Below are 22,964 nucleotides of genomic sequence, written 5' to 3'. Positions count from 1 at the left end.
GCCCCGGGGGTACAGGGGCGCACGGGGCACGGGCAGTCGCGGCGCGGGGGGCCGGGGAGCGGGCGCGCGGAGCGGGGACGGCGGTCTCACCGGCGCAGCAGCAGTTCCGTGTTGCGGTCGGGCGGCGTGCCCGCCGGCTTGGTGGTGGAACCCGGCGCGTTGTGGGCCAGCTCCCGGTAGAGCGCGGCGAGGCCCGTCTGCGACAGATCCGTGAGGTCGGTGCGGTGCGGGGCCGCCGACTCGATCAGCGTCGTGAACAGCGACAGCGTGCCGTCCCCGTTGTCGGCGATCTCGATGACCCGGGCGAGTTGCGGGAAGTCGATGTGCGAGGCGGTGGAGATCTCCCAGAATCCGTCGCGCGGCGCGATCGAGTTGCGGTGGCTGTGCCCGTTGACCCAGGCGATCACATTGCGGTGCCGCCCCAGCAGGTCGAGGACCTCGTCGCCGTTGTGCCGCGCCTCGCCCGGCCGGTCGGGGTCCGGGTGCGTGTTGGTAATCGTCCAGCTGTTGTGGTGGCTGAGGACGACGACGTGGTCGTCCCGGTGCTCCACCAGCTTCCGCTCCAGCCAGTCGAACTGGGTCGTGTCGAGCGAGCCGGTGAAGTGCCCGGCGCGGTCGGTCGTGTCGAGGCTGATGCCGGTCACGCCGTCCGCCATCGGGAAGGTGTAGTAGAGCGTGTCGCCGTCCAGGTTGGCCGTCGTGTAGCCGTGCCCGACCGGCCCGTTGCCCGCCTGTGCCGGGTTCAGGTGCGCGGTCAGGTACTGGCGCGGGGTGAACGGCGCCCGGGCCGGATCGGGGGTGACCGGGCGCATCCGGCGCCTCGAGCGGCGCAGCAGTTCCACGAGGTGGCTGCCGGTGGGGTCGCTCCCCTTCGCCAGGACGGACATCAGGGCCTTCGCGTCGGCGTCCGGGATGTCGTACAGCTTCCGCGACCCGACGGCGAAGTCGGCGAGGAAGCCCGACCGGTCGGCGATGGCACCGCTGGCCAGCCCGTCGTGGTTGCCCGCGGTGGAGTACCACGGCAGCCGGAGCCCCGGGCTGTTCACGGAGCCGATGGCGGCGGCGAGGAATCCGTCGATACGGGGGTAGCCGAGCCGTTTGTCGGTGTCCCGGAGGGCGTCCTCCGGGTGCCAGTACAGCCGCTCGCCCGAGTTCTGCGGGCCCTCGTACCGCCGGGGGTCGCCGGTGTTCGGGGTGATCCGGCCGCCGTTCATCACGGTGAGGTACCAGTCCAGCTCCGCCCGGGAGTTGTTGTCCGTGTTGTCGCCGGTCGTCACGGCGAAGGACAGCGGCGCGCCGGTCGCCGGCCCCGCCGTCAGGGCGTTGATCTGCTCGATGAGCGACACCGCGCCCTGCACCGTGAGCGCTTCCTGCGGCCGCCAGCCGGAGACCCCCTGCGAGCGGAGGTACTCGGTGCGCACCGGGTGCTGGACATCCACCAGGTGCAGGTCGGTGAGCTGGACGAAGGACGTCAGGACGGTACGGCGGCCGGCCCGGCCGGACCGGGGCGCCGCCAGGTCGTCCCGTACGAGTCTGGGCCAGCCGGGACCGTCGCCGAGCCGCCGGTAGGCGACGGCGGTGTCGCGTGGTGCGGCCACCGAGTCCAGTGTCGTCCGCGCGGGGACCGTACGGGCGGGCGTGGGCGGGGCCGAGGAGCCACGGGGACCGGGCACGGTGGGCGAGGCGCCCGCCCCGGGCGCGGCCGCGGCCCGGTCGGAGCCGCCGCCCGCGCCGATGGCCAGCCCGATCCCGACGGAGATGCCCACCGCTCCGGTCACGGTGAGGAAGGAGCGCCGGTCGACGGCGGTGACTGCGGAGTGTATGCGTGACATGGATGCGGTCTCCCGAGTGCGAGCGCAGCGGTGAGCGCGCCGGGGCAGGGTCCCTGGCTACTCCTTTGATGCTCGACACTTGGTGTGGCCTGCGCGTGAACGACGCTCCAACGCGCGACACCCATCACCGCACAGGGATCACCGTGTTCGTGAAGCGTCGCCGGACCCACGCCGACCGGACCGGAACTGGTCACTCACCGTTAACCGTGGCGGGAAGCGGCCCCGGGAAGCGGGGTGATTCGGCCGATCCGGAGAAGAAAGAAAAACAATGTGCATAACCCGGGTCTGAGAGGGCACACGCATCGTGGAGCCGAGCTCGCGGCCTTCCCCCCGGGCCGCAGGAGCTCCCCCGGCCCCATCGGCGCACCCCCCTACGCCGGTGGGGCCGCTTCCTTGTCGTGGCCGGCCGGGGGAGTGCGGTCCACCAGGGCCGCCACCGCCGAACGGAAGGCGCCCAGGCGCTCCGCCGCCTCCGCCGCGCCGATCCGGGGTTCGTAGACCGCCGAGGGCCGCCACGGCGGTACCACCTCCTCCGGTGTGAGCGCGGGATCGAGCCCCAGCCGTGCGAGCGCGCCCGCTCCCAGAGCCGTGGCGTCCGGCAACGCCGAGACCTCGACGGGCCGTTGCAGCAGATCGGCCTGCGTCTGCATCAGCAGTGCCGACCGGGTCAGCCCGCCGTCGACCCGCAGGTCCGTCAGCGGCGCGCCGAGATCGGCCGCGGCGGCGTCGGCCAGCTCCACCACCTGGGCGGCGATGCCCTCGCACAGCGCGCGCACCAGATGCCCGGGGCCGGTCTGGAGCCCCAGACCGGTCAGGGAGCCGCGCAGGTCACCGCGCCACCACGGGGCGGCGAGTCCGGCCAGCGCGGGGACGAACGTCACTCCGCCGCTGTCGGGTACGGCGGACCCCACCGGATCCAGATCGGCGGCGCCGGAGATCACTCCCAGCCCGGTCAGCCAGCGTACGGCCGAGGCGGCCGTGTAGACCTGTCCGTCGAGGCAGTAACTCGTACGCCCGCCGAGCCGCCAGGCCACGCAGCTGACCAGACCGGACGTCCCGCGGCGCGGCCGGTCACCGGTCTGCGCCAGCAGGAACGCGCCCGTGCCGTACGTGCACTTGGCCGACCCCGGGCCCGTCACGTCCTGCGCGAGCAGCGCGGCCTGCTGATCGACGATCAGCCCGGTCAGCGGCAGTTCGGGGCCGAAGGCGGCGGTGGTGCCGACGGGCCCGGCCGTGTCCACGACGCGGGGCAGCCGTTCGCCGGACAGTCCGAAGACGTCCAGGGCCTCCGGTGACCAGGCGGCGGTGTCGAGGTCCAGCAGCTGGGTCCGCCCAGCGGTCGCCGCGTCCGTGACGAAGGCACCGGTCAGTTGGTGGATCAGCCAGGAGTCGCTGGTGGTGACCACGCCCTCCCGGGTCAGCCGACGGCGGATCCAGGCCATCTTCGGCGCGGCGAAGTACGGGTCGAGCGGCAGCCCGGTCAGCTGTCGCAACCTGCCTGCCCACGGGGCGAGTTCGGTGCACAGCGACTCGGCGCGCCGGTCCTGCCAGACGATGGCGTCGGTGAGCGGCGTGCCCGTCTCCGGGTCCCAGGCGAGCACCGTCTCCCCCTGATTGGCGAGGCCGACGGCCGCCACCCGCCGCCCCGCGTCCCCCGCGTCGGCGAGTGCCCGCCGTCCCGCGTCCAGGACGGAGCCGAGCAGCACGGCCGGATCGACCTCCACCAGACCGCCGGAGCCGTACCGGGGCGGCGCCGGGGCCGTACCCGTGCCGACGACCCCGCGTTCGGGGCAGATGACGAGCGCCTTGGTGGCGGACGTGCCCTGGTCGACGGCGAGCACCGGAAGGCCGGCCGGGTCGGCGGGGGAGCCGTGGACGGGCGAGAAGGGTGTCTGCTGGGCCGGCGGCATGTCCCGTTTTCGGTCGTGGGAAGAGTCAGGAACGAGCTCGGAAGAGGTGAGGAAGAGTCAGGAAAGAGTCAGAAACGAGGCACGGATGGAGAGGGGAGGAGAGGGGCACGGCTCGGCGGGGGCGGAGAGGGGCAGGGGGCGGGAGTGATCGTTGGGCGAAAGAGTGATGCAGGTCGGCGCGGGCGTCAAGGGTTTCCGGGGCGTGGTGGGGGCCGTTCGAGCCATTCGGAGCGTGACCCGTGGTTCGCCTCATTCGATCAACAGAGAGTGGCGAAAGATCAGCAAAGTGTTCAGGTGCGGTCACATGGAGCCCTACACTGATCGCCGAGCAGCGGCAGGGGCACACTGCGTCAGTGCGCCCCTGTCCGCGGGCACGGCCGGCCGGCGCCTCCGTGTGACGACCCCCTTGGGCCACCCTCGCAACACCGCACTCCCGCACCGTCGTTGAGGAATCATGTCGACCATATTTTCGCCCGGGCGCCCTGTCGGCGGTGCCCGGCGCACGGTCCACCGACAGGCTCCGGCGTACCCGGCCGCCCCGAGACGTGCGACGTCCGGGGAGCGGGAGGTGCCCCCGGCGCGGGAGGCGTCCCGCGCCCCGGCGGCCTCCGGGGCGGCAGACCGTACGGACTCCCGGACCCTCCGCCGTCCGGGTCCGCCGGGGCCGAGGGCGGTGGAGCGGTGTTAGGTCACGCGCCCGGACGGAGCCGGGCCCATGGCGAGTGACCGCTTCCGCCCCGTCTTCCACCCGGCGGGCCACGACGACGAACTGCGCACCGCGGTGCAGGACCTGCGGACGGGGCGCTGGCTGTCGATGCGCGACCTCCTGGCGCGGACGCCCGACTGGACACTGTGGACCCAGCGGACCCAGGTGCTGGCCACCGTCGCCGCCGGGACCGATGCCGTGCAGGCGTGGCTGGCCGAGGAGCCCCGGTCGTCCGCCGCGGCCGTGATGCACACCCGCGTCCTCGTCGAGCGTGCCGTACGGGCGCACCGCGAGAACCACCCGCGGACCGAGGAGCTGTGGCAGGGGGCCTGGGAGGCGTGCCACGTCGCCGCGCGGCGGGCGCCGGACGACCCCGTGCCGTGGGTGTGCCTGCTGGCGCTGTCCCGGCTCGACAACGGCCAGCGCATGGAGGAGCACCGGCTCCCGCCGCCCGGCCCGATGCTGTTCCCCGGCCCCTGGGCGCTCCTCGCGGAGGCGGACAAGCGCGACCCGTACAACCGCGAGGCCTATCACCGCATGCTCCAGTTCGTCTACGCGCGGCGGGCCGACGCGTCGCTCTCGGAGGCGGTCAACTTCGTGCAGTGGGCGTCCTCCTCGGCGCCCCAGGGGTCGGCGCTGCACGTCCTGCCGCTCTTCGTCAGGGTGGAGCGGTACCGCAGGGAGAACGGCCATGAGAAGGCGCTGGACCTGCACTGGGTGACGCCGGACGCCACCAGGGACGCCATGCGCGCGCTGGGCCTGTGGTTCGACCACACCGCCGTGGCCCGGGCGTCGCTGCTGGACCTGAACCACCTGGCCCACGCGTTGTGGGGGGCGCTGCGATTCACCGAGGGCGCCCGGGTGTTCGAGGCGCTCGGGCCCTACTACGCGACCGCCCCGTGGTCCTGCCGCACGCGCGACCCGAGTGATGCCGCACGGGTCGAGGAGGTGTTCCTCCGCGCCCGCGGCCGCTGCCTGAGCGCGGCCCGTGACCGGCGGGACGGGGATTAGAGAGCCCGAGGGGACCGGAGGAGCCGTACTCCACGCCACCGTCCCCGCGCACAGTGATGTTGATCATGTACATGTCATTAGCTGTTGGAGGTACCGCCGTGTCCGCTTCCCCACCGACCTGGCCGACGACCGGGTCCGCGTCCCGGAAGGACGAGGAGCAACGCCTGCGCGAACTGGGCTATCAGCCGGTCCTCGCCCGCCGCATGGGAGGCTTCGGCAACTTCGCCATCAGCTTCTCCGTCATCTCCATCCTCTCCGGATGCATGACCCTGTACGGGTTCGGCATGGGTACCGGCGGCCCCGCGGTCATGCTCTGGGGCTGGGCGGGCGTCGGCCTGATGGTGCTCTTCGTGGGGATGGCGCTGGCCGAGGTCACCAGCGCCTACCCCACGTCCGGGGCCCTCTATTACATGGCCGACCGGCTCGGTGGCCGTTCCTGGGGCTGGTACACCGGCTGGCTCAATCTGCTCGGACTGCTGGGCGCCATCGCCGGGATCGACTACGGTGCCGCGCTGTTCACCGGGGCCTTCCTGAACCTCCAGTTCGGCCTGGTGCCCACGCCGGGCTCGACCTTCCTCGTCTTCCTGTGCATCCTGCTGCTGCACGCCACCCTGAACCTGTTCGGTGTCAGGCTGGTCAGCGTCCTCAACTCGATCAGTGTGTGGTGGCACCTGGCCGGCGTCGCGATCATCGTCGGTGCTCTGGCGATCATTCCCGACCGCCATCAGTCGCCCTCGTTCGTCTTCACCGAGTTCGTCAATGACACGGGCTGGCAGAACCCGCTCTACGTGGCCGCCATCGGTCTGCTGCTCGCGCAGTACACCTTCAGCGGGTACGACGCCTCCGCACACCTGTCCGAGGAGACGTCGAACGCCTCCGTCTCGGCGGCCCGCGGCATCGTGCGGGCCATCTGGGTCTCCTGGATCGCCGGCTTCGCGCTGCTGGCCGGTCTCACCTTCGCCATCCAGGACTACGAGGGCGCGCGGGACAGCGCCACCGGTGTGCCGCCCGCGCAGATCCTGATCGACGCCCTCGGCGCGGACGGCGCGACGGCGCTGCTGCTGGTCGTGATCGTGGCCCAGCTCTTCTGCGGCAACGCGGAAGTCGCCGCGGCCAGCCGGATGGTGTTCGCCTTCAGCCGGGACAACGCCCTGCCCGGGTCCGCCCTGTGGCGGCGCGTCAGCAGCCGTACCCGCACCCCGGTGCCGGCGGTCTGGCTGTCGGTGGCCGTCGCGGCCGTGCTCGCCCTGCCGTCCCTATACTCCGCGACCGCGTACGGCGCGGTGACCGCCATCAACGTCATCGGCATCACACCGGCGTACGCCATTCCCATCTACCTGAAGCTGCGCGCCGGAAACCGCTTCGAGCCGGGACCGTGGACCCTGGGCCGCTGGAGCAAGCCCATCGGCTGGATCGCGGTGGTGTGGGTGGCCGTGGTCACCGTGCTCTTCTGCCTGCCGCAGTCGCACCCCGTGACGGCCGACTCGATGAACTACGCCGTGATCGCCCTCGCCGTGGTGCTCGTTCTGGCGACCGTGTGGTGGTTCGTGGCCCGACGCTCCTACAGCACGCCCCAGGCGTACGGCACCGCCCGTGAGCGGTCGGAGATCTCCGACAGCATCGTCTGAGAAGCCGGCCCGCGGTGGTCCCGGCCGCCGCCGCCGGGACCACCGCGCCGGGTCGCCTCCGCCGGAGGGCCGTACGACGCGTTTCCCAGTGCCTCTTCCAGGGTCAGGGCACTCGACGCGCCCCGGCCCGGCCCCGGTCTCCGTTCTCCAGGAGGAACTTCCGCGCCAGCTTCTCACCGAGCCGGACCGTGGCGGCCCGGTCCTCCGGCGGCGAGACCTTCGCGTCCTGGAACACGATGAACGTCACGTCCGGGGCGGCACCACCACCGCCGCCCGCCGGGGTGGTGGGCACACCCAGCCCACGGGCCGTGGCGTACGACGCCTCCCCGATGGTGCCGGGCGGCCCGGTGTCGCCGACGACGGCGTAGCGCACCGTGTCACCGTGCACGACGGCCGCGACCGACCCGCCTCCGATGCCGAAGTCGCGGTGGTCCCAGACGCCGCTGGGGGACGGTACGACGATGTACGGCAGTTTCTCGGCGTTCAGCGGCAGACCGTTCGACTGGGTGTAGGCGGTGGTGTTCGCGAACCGGGGATCGGCCCGGTCGTTGCACCGGACCGTGACCTGGCCGTCGCAGACCACGGTCAGGGGGGCCTTCCAGAAGACGGCGCCCTCGGCGCCGCACACGGCGACGTGGGCGGGTCCGGCGCCGTCGGTGCGGTAGGCGCCCTTCGAGATCCGTTCGCAACGGCCGGCGCCGGCCCGCAGGGCCGCCGCGGTGACGGGCGCGGGGTCCGGCGCGGCCCGGCGCCAGGCCGGCGTGGTGCCCGCGGGCGCTCCCTGGGCCCCGCCTTGCCGCCGGGGCGGTTCGTGCGGTACGGGCGAGGGAACGGACGCGGTCGGCGGGAGCGGGGTCGTCGAGGGCGGCACCGGCGGGGACTCCACGGGCCAGGCTCCGGCGGCGGCCGGCTCCCCGGGGGAAGCGGTCAGCGCGGGCAGCAGAGCGGCGGGAATCGCCACGGCGGCGAGCAGCGCCGTACCGATCCCGAGGAGGACAGGGGGACGAAGGTGCGGCACGGAACGGGACCCTTCCTGGTGGCGATGCGAACGGGAGCGGGAACGGGAACGACGGGGGCGCGGAGCACCGGGCGTGGGCATGGCCCGGGCAGGGGCGCCGTGCGGGTCGCGGGAGTGCGCCGGATGCCGGGACGCCCGGACGCCGGTGCCGACCGGGCGGACACCGCGAACGCCGGTCAGCGGCCGGGTGCGGCGGGCGGGCGGCCGTCGCCTATGCACCGGGCCAGCCGCTCCAGGAACACCCGCTGCCCCGCCACCAGCGCCTCCTCGGCGTCCGCCGGCGAAAGCCAGGCGACCCGGTCCAGTTCGGGGAACTCGCGCATCTCCCCGGACCCCCTCGGCCACTCCATGGTGAACGTGCCGGGCACGGCGCGCGCCGGGTCGAGGTCTCCTTCGACCGACCAGACCCGTACCGTCTTGCCGCCGCGCTGCCGGGACTCGCCGAGCGACAGCCACGGTCCCTCGGGCACCGGCAGCCCCAGCTCCTCCCGGAACTCCCGGCGTGCGGCGTCCTCGGGCCGCTCGTCGGCGGTGTACTCGCCCTTGGGGACGGTCCAGGCCCCGGCGTGGCGGCGCGACCAGAACGGCCCGCCCATGTGCCCGAGAAGGACCTGGGTACCGCTGTCCCTGACCCGGTACACGAGGAGGCCCGCGCTGTGTCCGCCCGACATGCGGTCAAGTCTGTGCGCCGGAGCGCCGCCTCGCCATCCGGGCAGCGGGACAGTGCGCTATCAGGGGCGGAACGGGGGAAGACGGTACGCGAGGCTCTTCGCGCTCGGCGGCCCGTGGGCCCCGCCCACGATTGGGCGCCGGGAGACCTGGGCATCAGGACAAGAAGAGTGGTTGCAGTGCATGGAGTGGACGGACCGGTGCCGTGGGGAGTGCCCCGGCGGTCGTCCTGCTCGGGGGCGAGAACGCCGGTTCCTGATGGAAGGAGTGATTCCGTATGCGTGCGTACCGGCGTGCTCATGATCGTGCCGCACGCGCCACGTATCTGCTGCCCCGATCGGAGACGGCGCCTCGCCGGGCCCGGCAGCTGACGGCCGCGTACCTCACCGAGGAGTGCGGCGAACGGATCTCCGCCGGCCAGGTGGCGGACGCGCTGCTCGTCGTGTCCGAGCTGGTCACGAACGCCACCCGGCACGGCCGGGGGGACTGCCGTCTCCGGCTGAGCGTGGCGGACGGCGAGGTCGTCGTCGAGGTCCATGACAGCAGCCCCGTCCAACCGCGGCTGCGCCGCCCCGACTCCCTGGCGGAGGGCGGCCGCGGCATCGCGATGGTCCGCGACCTCTCGCGCCGGTTCTCCGTCCTGGGCAGCCCGGGCGGCGGCAAGACCGTACAGGCCGTCCTCGCCTGCTGAGCGGCCGCGGCGTGATCCGGGCCGCGCGGGAGCCGTCGGCCGGAGCCCCGCCCCGTGGCGCGGCACCGTCCCGGTCCCGGCGCCTCCCCGTCTTGTTCGCCGTGTCAGGTTTGTCGCGACTGTCGCCGATTCCGCGCGGACGCGCTACGCGTCCGCGCTCAGCGCGTCCGCGACCGTGTCGTAGAAGTGCGCATGGGCCCGGTGGCTGCCCGGTATCTCCGGGTTCCAGGGCACGATCCGCGCCCGCTCCTCGAGGGCCCGCCAGTCCGCGTTGCCCCGCAGCCGTATCCGCGGCGCGGCGTTGGCGCGGGCGTCGGCGAGCACGACGTCCGGTTCGAGCGCGGCTGCCTCGGACCAGTCGACCGTACGCCAGTTGGCCCCCGCGCCCTCCGCCGGATCGATCAGTCCCACCCCCAGGTCGCCGAGGGCCCGTAGGTCGGGCCAGGCCGGCGGGCGGGCCAGGTACGCCGAGTCCGGGCCCGCGGCCGACAGGGCCAGCACCCGCGGCGCGTCGGGCCTCGCCGCCACGTCACGCAACCGGGCCTCCGCCCGCGCCAGTTCCCGGGCCGCGGGCTCACCCGGCGCGCCGAGGGCCGCGGCCAGTGCCGAGAACCGGTCCCTGATCCACTCGAACGGGCGGTCCTTGCCCACGTCGAGGACGACCACCGGCAGGTGCTCCTCCAGGTGCTTGGCCGCCTCCGGGTCGATGCCGTACACCTGACCGCCACCATAGCTGACGGCGACCACGAGATCCGGCTCGGCCGCGTAGAGGGCGTCCAGGTCCAGGGAGCCGCCGGCGCCGAAGGAGCGCAGGCCGGCGAGGGGCAGCTCGCCCGCCTTCACCGGATCGGGATCGTCCCCGTCGTGATGGGAACCGAAGATCCCCAGCGGGCGCAGACCGTGGTCCCACAGTGTCGCGCCCGCCTGTATGTAGGTCACCACCCGCTCCGGGTGGTCGCGTGCCACGGTCGGATGGCCGCGGTCGTCGGTGAACTCCCAGCTGTTGCCCGAGCTCATGCCTCGCCTCGTTCCGCTTCGGTCGGTGCGATGTCCGTGCGCGGCGCCCGTACGCGGTACCCGTACCGGCGCCACCCACTGTCTGCCCAGCTCGGACGGCCCGGACGCGTACCGTGGCCCGGATCTCATCGGACCGGCCGTCGGCGGCGCGTGGGACGGGCCACCGGGCCGGCGTGCGGACGGGCTGCCGGAGAGCCGTCGAAGCGGTGTGCCGGGTGTGCTGCCGGAGCGGCCGTCAGGCGGGCGTCAGGGCTCGATCAGGCCGGCCCGGATCGCGTACCGCGTGAGCTCCAGCCGGTCCCGCAGGCCCAGCTTCTGGAGGAGATTGGCGCGGTGCCGCTCCACGGTCCGGTCGCTGATGTGCAGGATGCCCGCGATCTCCTTGGAGGTGTGGCCCTCGGCGACGAGCTTGAGGATCTCCTCCTCGCGCGGGGTGAGCGCGTTGTCCGGGACGCCTTCGCCGCGCCGTACCCGGTCGAGGTAGTTCCGGATGAGGGCCGTGACCGCCCCGGGGTAGAGGAACGGCTCGTCGCGCATCGCGGCCCGGCACGCCTCCAACAGGTCCCGGTCGGCGACCGACTTCAGGACGTACCCGCTCGCGCCCGCCTTCAACGCCTCGAAGAAATACTGCTCGTTGTCGTACATCGTCAGCATCAGGATGCGTACGCCGGGCTGGAGCCGCGACAGTTCGCGCGCCGCCTGGAGCCCGGTCAGCCGGGGCATCGCGATGTCCAGGATCGCCAGGTCGGGGCGGTGGGCGCGGGCCAGTTCGAGGGCCTCGGCGCCGTCGCCCGCCTCGGCGACGACCGTCAGGTCAGGTTCGTTGTCGAGGATGAGGCGCACGCCACGGCGCACCAGGGCGTGGTCGTCCGCCAGCAGGATGCGGGTCTGTGCCGTCCCGGTCATCCGCTCTCGCTCCCTTTCCCGCCGCCGCCCGCGGTCGCGTCCCCGCCCGGGATCTCCTGCCCGGTCCTGTTCCCGCCCGGGATCCCGTACCCGGCCCCGCCCGGGGGCCCGTTGGTCCCGTCCGGGCTCCGGCCGCCGGCTCCGTCCGCGGCCCCGGGCCCGCTCCCGACGGGAACCCGTAGCCGCACCTCGGTTCCGGCGGCTCCCCCCGGCCTCCCGCCCACGAAGACATCGGCCCCGATGAGCAGGGCCCGCTCCCGCATGCCGCGGATCCCCGCGCCCTCCACGGCCGTGCCGATACCGCGGCCGTCGTCGGCCAGGGACAGCTCCACCCCGCCGGGCGTGCGCCGCAGCGCGAGGTCCGCGTGGCGCGCGTCCGCGTGCCGGACGATGTTGGTGAGACCTTCCTGGGCGACGCGGTAGAGCACGAGTTCCACGTCCGGGCCGAGGGCCGGCAGGCCGCTGTCGAACGCGTGCCGGACCGTGAGCCCGGAGTGTTCGGTGAGTTCGGGCGTCAGCGCCCTGAGCGCGCTGATCAGGCCCAGTTCCTCCAGTACCCCGGGGCGGAGGCGGCGGGCGATACGGCGGATCTCGTCCAGGCTGCCGCGGGTCGTCTCCTGCACTTGGCGCAGCTCGTCCCGCAGCGGCGCGGGCGCCCGGTCGGCGACCCGTTTCAGCTCGAGCAGCACCGCCGTCAGGGTCTGGCCGATCTCGTCGTGCAACTCCTGGGCGATCCTGCGGCGTTCGGCCTCCTGGGCCGAGAGGGCCAGCCCGCTGCTGGCCGCGCGTTCGGCCTCCAGCCGGTCGAGCATCGTGTTGAACGTCCTGATCAGCCCGGCGATCTCGGCATGCCCCGAGACCGCGGGCCGGCGGCCGGGGCGCAACAGGTCCGTCGTCGTCATGGCACGCGTGAGCCGTTGCAGCGGAGCGAGTCCGACCCGGAGCAGCGCGGCGTTGGCGACGAGCATGGCCACCAGGCCGAGGGCCATGATGAGGGCCTCGGTGAGCAGGACGGGAGCCGAGACGGTGACGGGGCCGAGCAGCAGCAGGGCGGTCGCCGCGAACAGCACGGCGGCGTTGAGCAGAAAGATCCGCCAGAACAGGGACACGGAGTGGGCCTCCTCCAGGTTGACGCGCCCTCCACTATCGCCCGGCGGCCGGGCCCGGCCCGACAGCCGCCCCCGGTCGGAGCGCGGCACGGTCGGTGAATGCGTGTCGTCCGCACCCGGATTTGGGTGTTCCCACCTATGGCGGTCGGCCCGGTGCACACAGGACCGTGGTGGTACGGCGGACCGTGCCGGTGACCGGACCGAGAGGGAGGTGTCCCATGGCTGCCCAGGACGAGCGAGGGCCCCACGAGGACCAGGTGCCCCAGGGGAGCGGTCGGCCCCCGCGGGACGGCCACCGTGCCCAGGACGGCCACCGTGCCCAGGACGGCCACCGTGCCCAGGACGGCCACCGTGCCCAGGACCGGCACCGTGCACAGGGCCCGCGCCCTGCCCAAGGAGGGCACTACGCCCGGGACGGGCACTCTCCCGAGGACCGGTGTTCGCCGGAAGACCGGCGGCTCGCCGAGGTGGCCGAGCGACTGCGCCGGGACGACCCCCGCTTCGCCGAGGCCTTTCAGGCCGGCGTGCCCTGCCGCCCGCGTGAGTACCGCCACGGGTGGGCCTGGCTGCTGCTGGCCGTCGCGCTCGGCGGGTTCGCCCTGGGCGTCGCCGTGAGCCACGGCCTGCTCATCGCGGCCGGGCTGGTGCTGGCCGGGCTGGCGGCCCATCTCTTCGACCCGGACCGAGGCCAGTACGGGCGGGGCGCTCCGCCGCGCTTCTGAGCGGCTGACGAGGCCGAACGAGCGGGGACCTTACGGGGTGAACAGCCCCATAAGGTATGATCGGCATATTTTATTTTGCGTTAAGATGACGTTAGGGTGCCCAAGGAGTCCTTGCGTTTGGCGCGCCCATTACTCATACGGGCGGTCGGTCGAAACGCGGTTCTGAGGGGGCGGTTCCTACGCGCACACCCTCGCCGTCCGTCCACGGCCGCGCCGCTGACACGGAGTCGGCCCCGTCGCGGGTGCCCTTAACCGTGCTCTCCCGCGGCGCATGACGCGGACGCGCCGTATCAGACGGTGGCACACCGTCCCCCGGCGGACGGTGGCACAGCGCTGTCCGGACCCCGCCCGCTCATGGCCTTCGGGCCCTGCCCCCGGCCGCCCGGCCCTCACACCCTCACGTTCGCCCGCATGGAGCGTTTTCCTATGGAGCACCCCGCTCACGTCAGCAAGACCACCCTGCCCGGGGTCGGTACCCGCTACGACCTGAACACGGAAACAGGCAAGCACCTGTCGGTCGTCGTGCACCAGGACGGACGGCGCATCCTCGCGTTCCACGATCCCGAGGACGACGACGACTGCCGGGACGCCGCGGCCCTCGCCCCGCACGAGGCCACCGCGCTCTCCAAACTCCTGGTGCCCGACCCCGTTGCGCATCTGCACCAGCACCTGGAGATCGACCTGCTCACCGAGCACATCCCGGTCACGAAGCGGTCCCCGTACGTCGGCCGCACGCTGGGCGACACCCAGGTCCGCAGCCGTACCGGCGCCTCCATCGTCGCCGTCCTGCGCCGTACCGACGCCTTCCCCTCGCCCACTCCGGACTTCCGCTTCGCGCTGGGCGACACCCTCGTCGTCGTCGGCACCCGGGAAGGCGTGGACGCCGTCGCCGAACTGATCACCGGAGGATAACGGTCCCGTGCACGACACCACCGCTCTGCTCATCGAACTCGGGGCCATCATCCTGGGTCTCGGGATACTCGGCCGGCTCGCCGGTCGAGTGGGCTTCTCCGCCATCCCGCTCTACCTGCTCGCCGGACTCGCCTTCGGCCATGGCGGGCTGATCCCCCTCAACGCCAGTGAGGAGTTCATCGCCACCGGCGCGGAGATCGGCGTCATCCTGCTGCTGCTCCTGCTGGGCCTGGAGTACAGCGCTTCGGAACTGGTCACGAACCTCAAGACCCAGTACCCCTCCGGCATCGTCGACTTCGTCCTGAACGCGGTGCCCGGCGCCGCCGCCGCGCTGATCCTGGGCTGGGGCCCGGTCGCCGCGGTGGCCCTGGCGGGCGTCACCTGGATCTCCTCCTCCGGCGTGATCGCCAAGGTCCTCGGCGACCTCGGCCGGCTCGGCAACCGCGAGACGCCCGTCATCCTCGGCGTCCTGGTCATCGAGGACCTGGCGATGGCCGTCTACCTGCCGCTGCTCACGGCCCTGCTCGCCGGGCTCAGCCTCGCCGGCGGCAGCCTCACGCTGCTGATCTCGCTCGGCACGGTCGGCGCCGTCCTCTACCTCGCGCTGCGGCACGGCCGCCTCATCAGCCGCGCGGTCTCCTCCGACAACCCGGAGATGCTGCTCCTGGTGGTCCTCGGGCTGACCGTCCTGGTCGCCGGAGTCGCCCAGGAACTCCAGGTCTCCGCGGCCGTCGGCGCCTTCCTCGTCGGTATCGCGCTCTCCGGCGAGGTCGCCGAGGGCGCGCACAACCTGCTGGCCCCGCTGCGGGACCTCTTCGCGGCCGTCTTCTTCGTCTTCTTCGGGCTGAACACCGATCCGGCCGCCATTCCGCCGGTGCTGCTGCCCGCCCTCCTCCTGGCCGCGGTCACGACCGTGACGAAGATCGGCACCGGCTGGTACGCGGCCAAGCGGGCCGGGGTGCGGACGGCGGGCCGGTGGCGTACGGGCGGGACCCTGGTGGCGCGTGGCGAGTTCTCCATCGTCATCGCCGGGCTCGCGGTGGGGGTGGAGCCGCGGATCGGTCCGCTCGCCACGGCGTACGTCCTGATACTCGTGATCCTCGGCCCGCTGGCGGCGCGCTGGACCGAGCCCCTGGGCAGGCGGCTGTTCGGCCGGTCGGCGCCCGCCGCCGCGGTGGCCGGTGGCCCGGCGGGCGCCGGCGCGGCCGCCGCCGCGGTCGGCGCCCCCGAGGTCTCCGGGCCCGGGGCGCGGGAACGGACGGAGCCGGAGGCGCACGCCGTCGTGGACCCGGAGGGCGTGCGGGACGCCTCCGACGCGCCGGCCGCTCGGGAGGCCAAGGAACCGGACGGCGCCACGCGCCGCCAGGGCTGAGCGAACGGGGCGCACCCTCGCGCACGACTCCCTCGCGCATGACCGTGGGGCACAGGGTCCGGCCCTGTGCCCCACAGTCGTACGATCCCTGACGCGCCGGCGCCGCCGGACGCGTCAGACGCTGACGCCGAAGTCCGCGGCGATCCCGGAGAGCCCCGAGGCGTAACCCTGGCCCGGAGACCGGGAAGACGATCTTCGACACCTGGGCCGGGACGGTCGCCAGGTCGACCTTGATGGTCTCGTCGTCGCCCTCGCCCTCACCGGTCAGGTTGTCGCCGGTGTGCTGCACCGAACCGTCCGGGCTGGTCAGGTTGTTGTAGAAGACGAAGTGCTCGTTGGAGCCGACTTTGCCGTTCTCGTCGCACAGCAGGGCGCTGGCGTCCAGGTCGTAGTCGGTGCCGGTCGTCGTCCGGACGTCCCAGCCGAGGCCCACGACGACCGCCGTCAGGCCCGGTGCCTCCTTGGTGAGCGAGACATTGCCGCCTTTGGACAGGGAAACTCCCACGATTGCTCCTCCTGAGCCGAGTCGTGCCGGTGATCGGGATTAAAATCTACAGCACTGTAGAAGTAGTCGGCGCGGGACCGCACCGGGCGATCGGTGCGGATCGCGCGCACGAGTGAGCGGGGCGGTGGCGGTGCTCAGTACCATGGGGCCGGGGCATGCCGCGAAAGCGGCGCCGCGGTCCGCCCGGACAGCGGGGCGGGGGGATCCCCGTGGCCGTCGCGCACGCGTCGGCGCCCGCGGCGGAGCCGCCGAAGCCACCGACAGCCACCGCCGTGGCGGGCGGCACGTCGGCGCTCGGGCCGCGTGGTCGGGGGCGATGGGGGTGTCGGGGGCATGCGCGTACGACCGGCCCGTCGAGGGCGCCGGTCCGCCGCCGCACGAGGTCCCGCGCCGCGGGCCGATCTGCGAGGATCCGCCGAACAGGTGCCGGTACGCGCGGCGACGGCCCGGCCGGAGGGAGAGACACGTGAGGGACACAACGTGAGGACGCACGGCGGCCCGGATCCGGACGAGCGCCCTCGCCGGCGCGGCCAGGGCGAGTTGGAATCGCAGGTCCTCGCCGAGCTGAGCAGGGCCCCGGGCCCCGTCACGGCCGCCTGGGTGCAGGAGCGCCTCGGCGGGGATCTCGCGTACACGACGGTGATGACCATCCTGACCCGACTGCACGCCAAGCACGTGGTCACCCGGGAGCGGACCGGGCGCTCATTCGAGTGGCGGGCCTCGTCGGACGAGGCGGGGCTCGCGGCGCTGCGGATGCGCAAGGTGCTGGACGGCGAGGCGGACCGCGAGGCGGTCCTGACCCGTTTCGTCACCGCGCTCTCCCCGGACGACGAACGGCTGCTGCGCGATCTGCTGGGCCTGCCCGAGGACGCGCCGGTGGGCCCGCCCCCGGGCGGAGGCTCCTGGGCGCGGCAGGGGGCGGTCGGCGCGGACGGCCCGTACGGGCACCGCGACGCGAACTCCCCGCGCGGAGCCGGCGGCCCCGCGACGACCGTGCCGTCCGCGACGTCCGCGACGTCCGCGACGTCCGGCGGACACCACGACCCGGCCGACGGCCGCGCGCCCGCCGACAGGCCCGGTCGCCACGAGAGCCGTGAGGGCGACCGGCGAGGCGGCCGGGGAACCGGCGACGGGGCGCGCCGGGCCGGCGGCCCGGCCGGATCGGAGGGCTGACGGCGTGGGCATGTTCGTTTTCCTGCCGCTCGTTCTGCCGCTCACCGCGCTGCCCATCGCTCGCCTGGCCGAACAGCATCTCCACCCGCGCCTGGCGACCCGGCTGCTCTCGGTGCTGGCCTGTGTCCTCGCGACGTGCAGCACGCTCTGCCTGGGGTTGCTGGTCGTGGTCGGCACCGCCCAACTGCCCGGCAATCCGCTGCCCGACGGCTGGTCCGACCCCGAGGTACGGGAGGCCGTTCCGTACGACGAGATCGCCGGCAAGGCGGCGATGGTCGCCCTCGCGGCCGTCGCCGTCGGTTGCACGACCGCCGCCTGCCACCACCGCCGGGTGCGGCGACGGGCCCGGCAGGCCCTGGGCGGACTGCCCGAGGGCGAGCCGGCCGTCCTGGTCGACGACCAGCCCTACGCCTACGCGCTGCCACGGGCGCGGTCGATACCGTTCCCCGGGCCCGGCCGGCTGTTCACCCGGCGCCGTGCCCGCCCTGCCGGAGGCGCCCAGGATCCGGACGCCGACGCCGGACCCGGCGGCTGGATCGTGGTGTCCACGGCCATGCTCGCCTGTCTCGACGCCCACGAGCAGGAGGCGCTGGTCGCGCACGAGAGGGCTCATCTCGACGGGCACCACCACCGGTTCCTGCTGGCCGTCCGGCTGGCCGCGCGGGCCAACCCGCTGCTGCGCCCGTTGCGTACGGCGGTGGCGTACACGACGGAGCGCTGGGCGGACGAGGACGCGGCGGGCGTCACCGGGAATCGTACGGTCCTGGCACGCGCCATCGGCAAGGCCGCACTCGTCTCGCGGGGCACCCCCGCCCCCACGCTGGCCGGATTCGCCGCCCCGGCGGCCGGTCCGGTCCCGCGCCGGGTGGCCGCGCTGCTGGGCCCCGCGCCGTCCGCCGTCAGCTGGCCCTCCGTGTTCACGGCGGTGGGGCTGGCCGTCTGGACGGCCGCCGCCGGGACACTCGGCTCGGCGCTGTCCTCGGCGAACGCGACGGTCACGCTCTTCCTGCTGCTCAAGGCGGGCACGCCCCTCTGACCCGGCCCGGCGGGCCGCGCCGCGGACGGTGGCCCCCAGGGGGAGCGCACCGCGAACGGTGGGCCCCGCCGGGCCGTGCCGGGCGCGTTCCCAGGAGCTCACTCCCTGACGCGCCGCGGCGCGGCCGGTCCCGCCGCGCGGGCGATGTTGCGGGCCATCCCCCCGAACACCGCCGAGTGGAACGGCCACACCGCCCACCAGTAGGCGTGCCCCAGCAGCCCCCGCGGATGGAACAGCGCCCGCTGCCGCAGCACGGTCCGGCCGGCGCCGTCCGGGTCCGCGCGCAGCTCCAGCCAGGCGAGCCCCGGCAGCCGCATCTCCGCGCGCAGCCGCAGCAGCCTGCCCGGTTCGATCTCCTCCACCCGCCAGAAGTCCAGCGAGTCGCCGACCCGCAGCCGCTGCGCGTCCCGCCTGCCCCGGCGCAGCCCGACGCCGCCCAGCAGCCGGTCGAGCCACCCCCGTACGGTCCAGGCCAGGGGGAAGGAGTACCAGCCGTGCTCCCCGCCGATGCCCTCGATCACCCGCCACAGCGTCTCGCGCGTGGCCTCCACGGTCATCTCGCGCCGGTCCGCGTAGAGGCTGCCGCCGGCCCAGTCGGGGTCGGTGGGCAGTGGATCGCTCGGCGCTCCGGGGACGGCGGCGGACGACCAGCGGGTGGCCACCCGCGCCTCCTGGACGCGCCGCAGCGCCAGTGCCACCGCCTGGTCGAAGCCGGTGCGTCCGCCCGGCGGGTCCGGGATCCACCGCGCGATGTCCCGCTCGCGGCAGACCACCTCATGGCGCAGGGACTCCGCCAGCGGCCGGGCGATGGCGGAGGGCACGGGCGTCACCAGGCCGATCCAGAGGCTGGAGAGCCCGGGGGTGAGGACCGGTACGGGCAGGATGACCCGCCGGGGCAGCCCCGCCACCGCCGCATAGCGCCGCATCATGTCCCGGTAGGTGAGGATGTCGGGGCCGCCGATGTCGAACGCGCGGCAGACGTCGTCCGGCAGTCGCGCGCAGCCCACGAGGTACCGCAGCACATCCCGTACGGCGATCGGCTGGAGGGCCGTCCGCACCCAGCTGGGCGTCACCATCACCGGCAGCCGCTCGGTCAGATGGCGCAGCATCTCGAAGGACGCCGAGCCGGAGCCGATGATGACGGCGGCCCGGAGCACCACGGTCGGTACGCCCGAGCCGAGCAGGATCCGGCCGACCTCCGCGCGGGAGCGCAGGTGCGGCGACAGCTCCCGTTCCGGTACTCCGGCGGGGGTGAGCGCGCCGAGGTAGACGACCCGGCGCACGCCCGCGGCCCTGGCCCGTTCGGCGAAGACGCGGGCCCCGCGGCGGTCCGCGGCCGCGAAGTCCTTCCCCGTGCCGAGCGAGTGCACCAGGTAGTACGCCACGTCGATCCCGGCCATCGCCTCGCCGACCGACGCGGCGTCGGTCACGTCGCCGCGTACCGCCTCCACCCGGCCCGCCCAGGGGTGGTCGCGCAGTTTGCCGGGCGTACGGGCGAGACAGCGCACCGCGTATCCCGCGTCCAACAGCTCGGGGACGAGCCGGCCGCCGATGTATCCGGTGGCCCCGGTGACCAGACACCGGGTGCCCTGCCGTCCGTTCCCCGGGCTCCCGCCGGGTGTGTCCGACGCCGTCATACAACACTCCTTCGCGGTGTCCCACCCCGCACGAGCCCCCACCACGAGCGTGGGCCCGGCGCGCCGCACCGGCAAGGCGGGGCCGGGCCGCAGTCCGGCAGCCGTGTGCCGGCAGCCGCAGTGCGCCGGACGTGGGCCGGCTGCCGCTGCCGCTGCCGCTGTCCTGGGCCCGGCCCTGGTCCGCCCGCGCCGCTCCCGTCCGCTCCCCGCCCGCTACTCCCGTCGTGCCTGGGGCCCGGTCGGGGCCGGCCGGACCGGGCCGAACAGCACCGCGCGGGCCACCCGCGGCGCGAAGAGCACCGACCCCGGCTCCTTCAGCGCGAGGAAGGACCGGAAGGCGGCCCCCACGACCGGGTCGCCCGGGGCGCGCCGCTGCACCCTGCCCAGGTACCAGGCCGCGGGCCGGTCCGCCGGCCGTAGCCGGAGCGCGTCCCCCCGCGCGCCCGGCAGGACCCGGTCGGCACCCGAGGCGATGTCCCACGCCTGCCGCGCGGCCCGCGACAGCGCGCGCTGCACGCGTCGCGTCGTCGGCGTACGGCGCGGGTCCGCCAGCGCGTCGCGCAGCGCCAGCGCACCGAACGCGGCCACCGTCAACCCCTGTCCGTACACCGGGTTGACGCAGCACAGGGCGTCGCCCGTGGCGAGGAAACCGGCCGGGCGGCGCCCAGGGCGGTCGTACCGGCGGCGGACGTCGGACGTCGAGCGGAACGCGTGCACCGCGGACTCCGGTTCCGCCTTCAACAGCCAGTCGTGCACCAACGGGTGCGGCAGCCGCGCCGCGAAGTCGGTGAACGCGGTCTCGTCCGCGGGCGGTTCACTGCCCCGCAGCCCGGAGAGCGTGACGAGGTACCGGCCACCCTCGATGGGCAGGACGACGGCTCCCCGTGCCTCGTCCCGGCCCGGGACGAAGTAGTAGCCGACGCAGTCCACCGCGTCGGGGTCGCCGCCGCCGTCCGTGCCGTCCGTGCCGGGTGCGCCGGGTGTGCCGTCGGCGTCGGAGGTGTTGGCCGCGGCTGGTGCGCCGGGTGTGCCGCCCGCGCCCGCCGGGTCCGTCGCGTGCCGAGTCCCGGCCGGGGCCGACGGCCCAGGGGCGCCGGGCCGGTCCGCCGGGCCCCGGTACATCCGCGTCGCGTAGGCGAGACCCGCGTCGATCGTCTCCTCGTGGGGGACGTCCGCGCCGATGGCCGCCAGCCACTCCGGGGCCCGCGAGCCCCGCCCGGAGGCGTCGACCACCAGGTCGGCGGTCAGCTCCCGCACGTCCTGGTGCGTTCCCGCGCCGCGCTCGCGCACCCGCACGCCCCTGACCCGTGCGGCGTCGCCGACCAGGCCCACCACCTCGGTGCCCTCCACCACCGTGATCCGCGGGTCGGCCAGCACACGGCGCCGCACCAGCCACTCCAGGAGCGGCCGGGACCCGGTCAGCAGATGCGCGGTCGCGGGCGTGCGCCGGTAGAAGTGGTGGTCCTGCCACTGCACGAGGTCGTCGGGCATGCCGACGCGCGGCGCCCCGTGCTCGCGCAACTCCCCGACGATCCCGGGGAGCAGCTTCTCCAGCGCCCGCTGGCCGCCTTCCAGCAGGACATGGTTGTGCCGGCTCTGCGGAACGCCCGCCCGGGGCTCGGGCCCGTCGGGCAGGCGGTCACGCTCGACGAGCGTGACCCGGTCGGCGTGCGAAGCGAGCACGCGGGCCGTCAGCAGCGCCGCCGGACCGCCACCGACGACGACGGCATGGCGTCCGTGCCGGCCGGAGGAGTGGTGCGCGCCGTCGCGAGAGGCGGTCGTGCCGGTCCCCGCGCCTGCCGTGTCCGCCATGCCTGTCCCTCCGGGTCCCGCGCCGCCCGGCGGACGCCGTGCCGTCGCCGTCCGTGCCGGTGCCGTCGCCGCCACTGATCCGTGACGTTCAGTATCCCGGTGACGACGGTGCGGGAACACGGCGACTTCGCGTCGTTCCGGCCACGTTCGAGGCGTGTTCGAGTCGTGGTGCCGCGTCCGGGGCGGCCGGCGCGACCCGGACGGGCACAGTGAAAGGACCCCTCACTCCTTGCGGTACTGGTACGCCTCCGACGCCGCCGCTTCCACCGCGTCCAGGTCCGCCCCCGCCGACGCCGCGACCAGGGCGGCGACCGCTCCCTCCACGAAGGGCGCGTCCAGCAGCCGCGCGCCCTGTGGCAGCTCGTCCCCCTCGGCGAGCAGCGCCTTCACCGTCAGTACGGCGCTGCCGAGGTCCACCAGGATGGCGACCCCCGCACCTCGGTCCACCTCCTCGGCCGCCGCCGAGATCAGCTCGGCGCTGGTCCCCAGTCCGCCGTCCGGAGTGCCCCCCGCCGCGGCCACCGGGGCCGTCGTCCCGCCGCCCGCCAGCCCGCGCGCCAGCTCGGCGACGGCCGTGGCCACCGGTCCGCTGTGCGAGACGAGCACGATCCCGACCGGAGCCCCGGTGTTCATCGGGCCGCCTCCTCCGCCGTCGCCGCGAGGGTGGTGATCAGCAGGGCGGACGACGTGGCACCGGGGTCCTGGTGCCCGATGCTCCGCTCGCCCAGATAACTCGCCCTGCCCTTGCGCGCCAGCAGGGGTACGGTGGCGAGCGCGCCCCGGTCCGCCGCCTCGGCCGCCGCCGCGAACGACGTGCCGAGCGCCTCGGCCGCGGGCTCCAGCGCGTCCAGCATCGTCTTGTCCCCGGCCTTCGCCCCGCCCAGCTGCGCGACCCCGGCGACGCCGGCCCGCAAGGCCTCGGCCAGCTCCGCCTGCGTCACCTCGGCGGCATCCCCGAGCGCCTTGCCCGCCCGCCGCAGCAGCGTTCCGTACAGCGGCCCGGACGCCCCGCCCACCGTGGAGATGAGCTGCCGTCCCGCCAGTGTCAGGACGGCGCCGGGGGCGGCCGGGGCGTCCTTCTCCAGGGCCGTCGTCACGGCCCGGAAACCGCGCTGGAGGTTGCTGCCGTGGTCGGCGTCCCCGATCGCCGAGTCCAGCTCGGTGAGCCGGTCCGCCGCACGCTCCACCGCGGCGGCCATGGCGGCCAGCCAGCGACGGAAGAAGGCGGTGTCCAGCACCGGGCCGCCATTCTGGTCGGTCACGTGATCTCCTCTCCCCGTGGGCCGTTCTCCGGCCGC

The 22,964-nt window shown here is 74.3% G+C and carries 18 protein-coding genes and 2 pseudogenes; 8 read left to right on the top strand and 12 right to left on the bottom strand.

Translation table 11 applies throughout. The features are described from left to right. Positions 1 to 86: 86 nt before the first annotated feature. On the bottom strand, positions 87 to 1,832 hold the full coding sequence (locus tag IG02_RS0101310; protein ID WP_030740506.1) for a TIGR03767 family metallophosphoesterase: 1,746 nt from the start codon (positions 1,830 to 1,832) through the stop codon (positions 87 to 89). Positions 1,833 to 2,203: 371 nt separating this feature from the next. Further along, a complete protein-coding gene (locus IG02_RS0101305) occupies positions 2,204 to 3,742 on the bottom strand; it encodes an FGGY family carbohydrate kinase (protein ID WP_030740503.1) in 1,539 nt (512 codons plus the stop codon). Positions 3,743 to 4,457: 715 nt separating this feature from the next. Between IG02_RS0101305 and IG02_RS0101300 the strand changes: the two genes are divergently transcribed. Together IG02_RS0101300 and IG02_RS0101295 are read left to right on the top strand one after the other, a co-directional pair. Continuing rightward, positions 4,458 to 5,459 carry a hypothetical protein gene (locus IG02_RS0101300; RefSeq protein WP_030740501.1) on the top strand — a complete coding sequence of 334 codons (1,002 nt, stop codon included), beginning with the start codon at positions 4,458 to 4,460 and terminating at the stop codon, positions 5,457 to 5,459. A 203-nt stretch (positions 5,460 to 5,662) separates the two neighbouring features. Further along, positions 5,663 to 7,087, top strand: a complete 1,425-nt coding sequence (locus tag IG02_RS0101295) for an amino acid permease (protein WP_234314588.1) — start codon at positions 5,663 to 5,665, stop codon at positions 7,085 to 7,087. A gap of 103 nt (positions 7,088 to 7,190) precedes the next feature. Here IG02_RS0101295 and IG02_RS0101290 read toward each other — a convergent pair whose 3' ends face one another. Then, a complete protein-coding gene (locus IG02_RS0101290) occupies positions 7,191 to 8,105 on the bottom strand; it encodes a glycoside hydrolase family 75 protein (RefSeq protein ID WP_051764272.1) in 915 nt (304 codons plus the stop codon). Positions 8,106 to 8,281: 176 nt separating this feature from the next. Next, positions 8,282 to 8,776 carry an NUDIX domain-containing protein gene (locus IG02_RS0101285; RefSeq protein WP_030740495.1) on the bottom strand — a complete coding sequence of 165 codons (495 nt, stop codon included), beginning with the start codon at positions 8,774 to 8,776 and terminating at the stop codon, positions 8,282 to 8,284. 275 nt (positions 8,777 to 9,051) lie between these two features. Between IG02_RS0101285 and IG02_RS0101280 the strand changes: the two genes are divergently transcribed. Further along, positions 9,052 to 9,465: an ATP-binding protein gene (locus IG02_RS0101280; protein WP_051764270.1), complete on the top strand. Its 414-nt coding sequence runs from the start codon at positions 9,052 to 9,054 to the stop codon at positions 9,463 to 9,465. A gap of 144 nt (positions 9,466 to 9,609) precedes the next feature. Here IG02_RS0101280 and IG02_RS0101275 read toward each other — a convergent pair whose 3' ends face one another. From IG02_RS0101275 to IG02_RS0101265, 3 genes are all read right to left on the bottom strand, one after another. Further along, positions 9,610 to 10,482, bottom strand: coding sequence for an ABC transporter substrate-binding protein (locus IG02_RS0101275; RefSeq protein ID WP_030740489.1), 873 nt, complete (start codon positions 10,480 to 10,482; stop codon positions 9,610 to 9,612). Between the two features lie 246 nt (positions 10,483 to 10,728). Next, on the bottom strand, positions 10,729 to 11,388 hold the full coding sequence (locus tag IG02_RS0101270) for a response regulator (protein WP_030740486.1): 660 nt from the start codon (positions 11,386 to 11,388) through the stop codon (positions 10,729 to 10,731). After that, on the bottom strand, positions 11,385 to 12,497 hold the full coding sequence (locus IG02_RS0101265) for a HAMP domain-containing sensor histidine kinase (RefSeq protein ID WP_078854084.1): 1,113 nt from the start codon (positions 12,495 to 12,497) through the stop codon (positions 11,385 to 11,387). The genes IG02_RS0101270 and IG02_RS0101265 overlap by 4 nt, the downstream gene beginning before the upstream one ends. A gap of 218 nt (positions 12,498 to 12,715) precedes the next feature. On the opposite strand from IG02_RS0101265, the gene IG02_RS43770 reads away from it, so the two are divergent. From IG02_RS43770 to IG02_RS0101250, 3 genes are all read left to right on the top strand, one after another. Next, entirely contained in the window at positions 12,716 to 13,219 is a 504-nt protein-coding gene (locus IG02_RS43770) for a DUF3040 domain-containing protein (RefSeq protein WP_107055497.1), read from the top strand. Between the two features lie 426 nt (positions 13,220 to 13,645). Beyond that, positions 13,646 to 14,131 carry a cation:proton antiporter regulatory subunit gene (locus IG02_RS0101255; RefSeq protein WP_030740478.1) on the top strand — a complete coding sequence of 162 codons (486 nt, stop codon included), beginning with the start codon at positions 13,646 to 13,648 and terminating at the stop codon, positions 14,129 to 14,131. A 7-nt stretch (positions 14,132 to 14,138) separates the two neighbouring features. Further along, a complete protein-coding gene (locus IG02_RS0101250; RefSeq protein WP_078854083.1) occupies positions 14,139 to 15,503 on the top strand; it encodes a cation:proton antiporter in 1,365 nt (454 codons plus the stop codon). Between the two features lie 175 nt (positions 15,504 to 15,678). On the opposite strand, the pseudogene IG02_RS38600 reads toward IG02_RS0101250, so the two are convergent. Beyond that, positions 15,679 to 16,008 (bottom strand): annotated as a pseudogene (locus IG02_RS38600) (TerD family protein); the annotation flags it as partial. A 480-nt stretch (positions 16,009 to 16,488) separates the two neighbouring features. Here IG02_RS38600 and IG02_RS0101240 point away from each other — a divergent pair. Further along, positions 16,489 to 16,884: pseudogene (locus IG02_RS0101240) on the top strand (BlaI/MecI/CopY family transcriptional regulator); the annotation flags it as partial. Between the two features lie 301 nt (positions 16,885 to 17,185). After that, positions 17,186 to 18,217: a M56 family metallopeptidase gene (locus tag IG02_RS0101235; protein ID WP_030740468.1), complete on the top strand. Its 1,032-nt coding sequence runs from the start codon at positions 17,186 to 17,188 to the stop codon at positions 18,215 to 18,217. A 98-nt stretch (positions 18,218 to 18,315) separates the two neighbouring features. Here the strand turns inward: IG02_RS0101235 and IG02_RS0101230 are convergent, their stop codons facing one another. The 4 genes from IG02_RS0101230 to dhaL all read right to left on the bottom strand — a co-directional run bounded on the left by IG02_RS0101230 (position 18,316) and on the right by dhaL (position 22,904). Further along, positions 18,316 to 19,854 (bottom strand): SDR family oxidoreductase, encoded by a 1,539-nt coding sequence (locus IG02_RS0101230; protein WP_030740465.1) that lies wholly within the window; start codon positions 19,852 to 19,854, stop codon positions 18,316 to 18,318. Between the two features lie 213 nt (positions 19,855 to 20,067). Further along, positions 20,068 to 21,666, bottom strand: coding sequence for an FAD-dependent oxidoreductase (locus IG02_RS42415; RefSeq protein WP_051764268.1), 1,599 nt, complete (start codon positions 21,664 to 21,666; stop codon positions 20,068 to 20,070). 222 nt (positions 21,667 to 21,888) lie between these two features. Then, on the bottom strand, positions 21,889 to 22,299 hold the full coding sequence (locus IG02_RS0101215) for a PTS-dependent dihydroxyacetone kinase phosphotransferase subunit DhaM (RefSeq protein ID WP_030740463.1): 411 nt from the start codon (positions 22,297 to 22,299) through the stop codon (positions 21,889 to 21,891). Then, the gene (gene dhaL, locus IG02_RS0101210; protein WP_030740460.1) at positions 22,296 to 22,904 is read right to left on the bottom strand and encodes a dihydroxyacetone kinase subunit DhaL; all 609 of its coding nucleotides are present in this window, start codon (positions 22,902 to 22,904) and stop codon (positions 22,296 to 22,298) included. Before dhaL ends, IG02_RS0101215 begins: the two co-directional genes overlap by 4 nt. Between the last annotated feature and the right edge of the window lie 60 nt (positions 22,905 to 22,964).

This window comes from Streptomyces sp. NRRL F-5135 (genome assembly GCF_000719775.1).
GTDB classification, from domain to species: Bacteria; Actinomycetota; Actinomycetes; order Streptomycetales; family Streptomycetaceae; genus Streptomyces; species Streptomyces hebeiensis.
Note: the sequence above shows the minus strand (reverse complement) of the source record. Positions and strands in the feature narration are given on the sequence as shown.

What these genes read in the sequence shown, in the direction of transcription:
- IG02_RS0101310 (WP_030740506.1), bottom strand. Translation starts at nt 1,832, where the DNA reads ATGTCACGCATACACTCCGCAGTCACCGCCGTCGACCGGCGCTCCTTC.
- IG02_RS0101305 (WP_030740503.1), bottom strand. Translation starts at nt 3,742, where the DNA reads ATGCCGCCGGCCCAGCAGACACCCTTCTCGCCCGTCCACGGCTCCCCC.
- IG02_RS0101300 (WP_030740501.1), top strand. Translation starts at nt 4,458, where the DNA reads ATGGCGAGTGACCGCTTCCGCCCCGTCTTCCACCCGGCGGGCCACGAC.
- IG02_RS0101295 (WP_234314588.1), top strand. Translation starts at nt 5,663, where the DNA reads ATGGGAGGCTTCGGCAACTTCGCCATCAGCTTCTCCGTCATCTCCATC.
- IG02_RS0101285 (WP_030740495.1), bottom strand. Translation starts at nt 8,776, where the DNA reads ATGTCGGGCGGACACAGCGCGGGCCTCCTCGTGTACCGGGTCAGGGAC.
- IG02_RS0101280 (WP_051764270.1), top strand. Translation starts at nt 9,052, where the DNA reads ATGCGTGCGTACCGGCGTGCTCATGATCGTGCCGCACGCGCCACGTAT.
- IG02_RS0101275 (WP_030740489.1), bottom strand. Translation starts at nt 10,482, where the DNA reads ATGAGCTCGGGCAACAGCTGGGAGTTCACCGACGACCGCGGCCATCCG.
- IG02_RS0101270 (WP_030740486.1), bottom strand. Translation starts at nt 11,388, where the DNA reads ATGACCGGGACGGCACAGACCCGCATCCTGCTGGCGGACGACCACGCC.
- IG02_RS43770 (WP_107055497.1), top strand. Translation starts at nt 12,716, where the DNA reads ATGGCTGCCCAGGACGAGCGAGGGCCCCACGAGGACCAGGTGCCCCAG.
- IG02_RS0101255 (WP_030740478.1), top strand. Translation starts at nt 13,646, where the DNA reads ATGGAGCACCCCGCTCACGTCAGCAAGACCACCCTGCCCGGGGTCGGT.
- IG02_RS0101230 (WP_030740465.1), bottom strand. Translation starts at nt 19,854, where the DNA reads ATGACGGCGTCGGACACACCCGGCGGGAGCCCGGGGAACGGACGGCAG.
- IG02_RS42415 (WP_051764268.1), bottom strand. Translation starts at nt 21,666, where the DNA reads ATGGCGGACACGGCAGGCGCGGGGACCGGCACGACCGCCTCTCGCGAC.
- IG02_RS0101215 (WP_030740463.1), bottom strand. Translation starts at nt 22,299, where the DNA reads ATGAACACCGGGGCTCCGGTCGGGATCGTGCTCGTCTCGCACAGCGGA.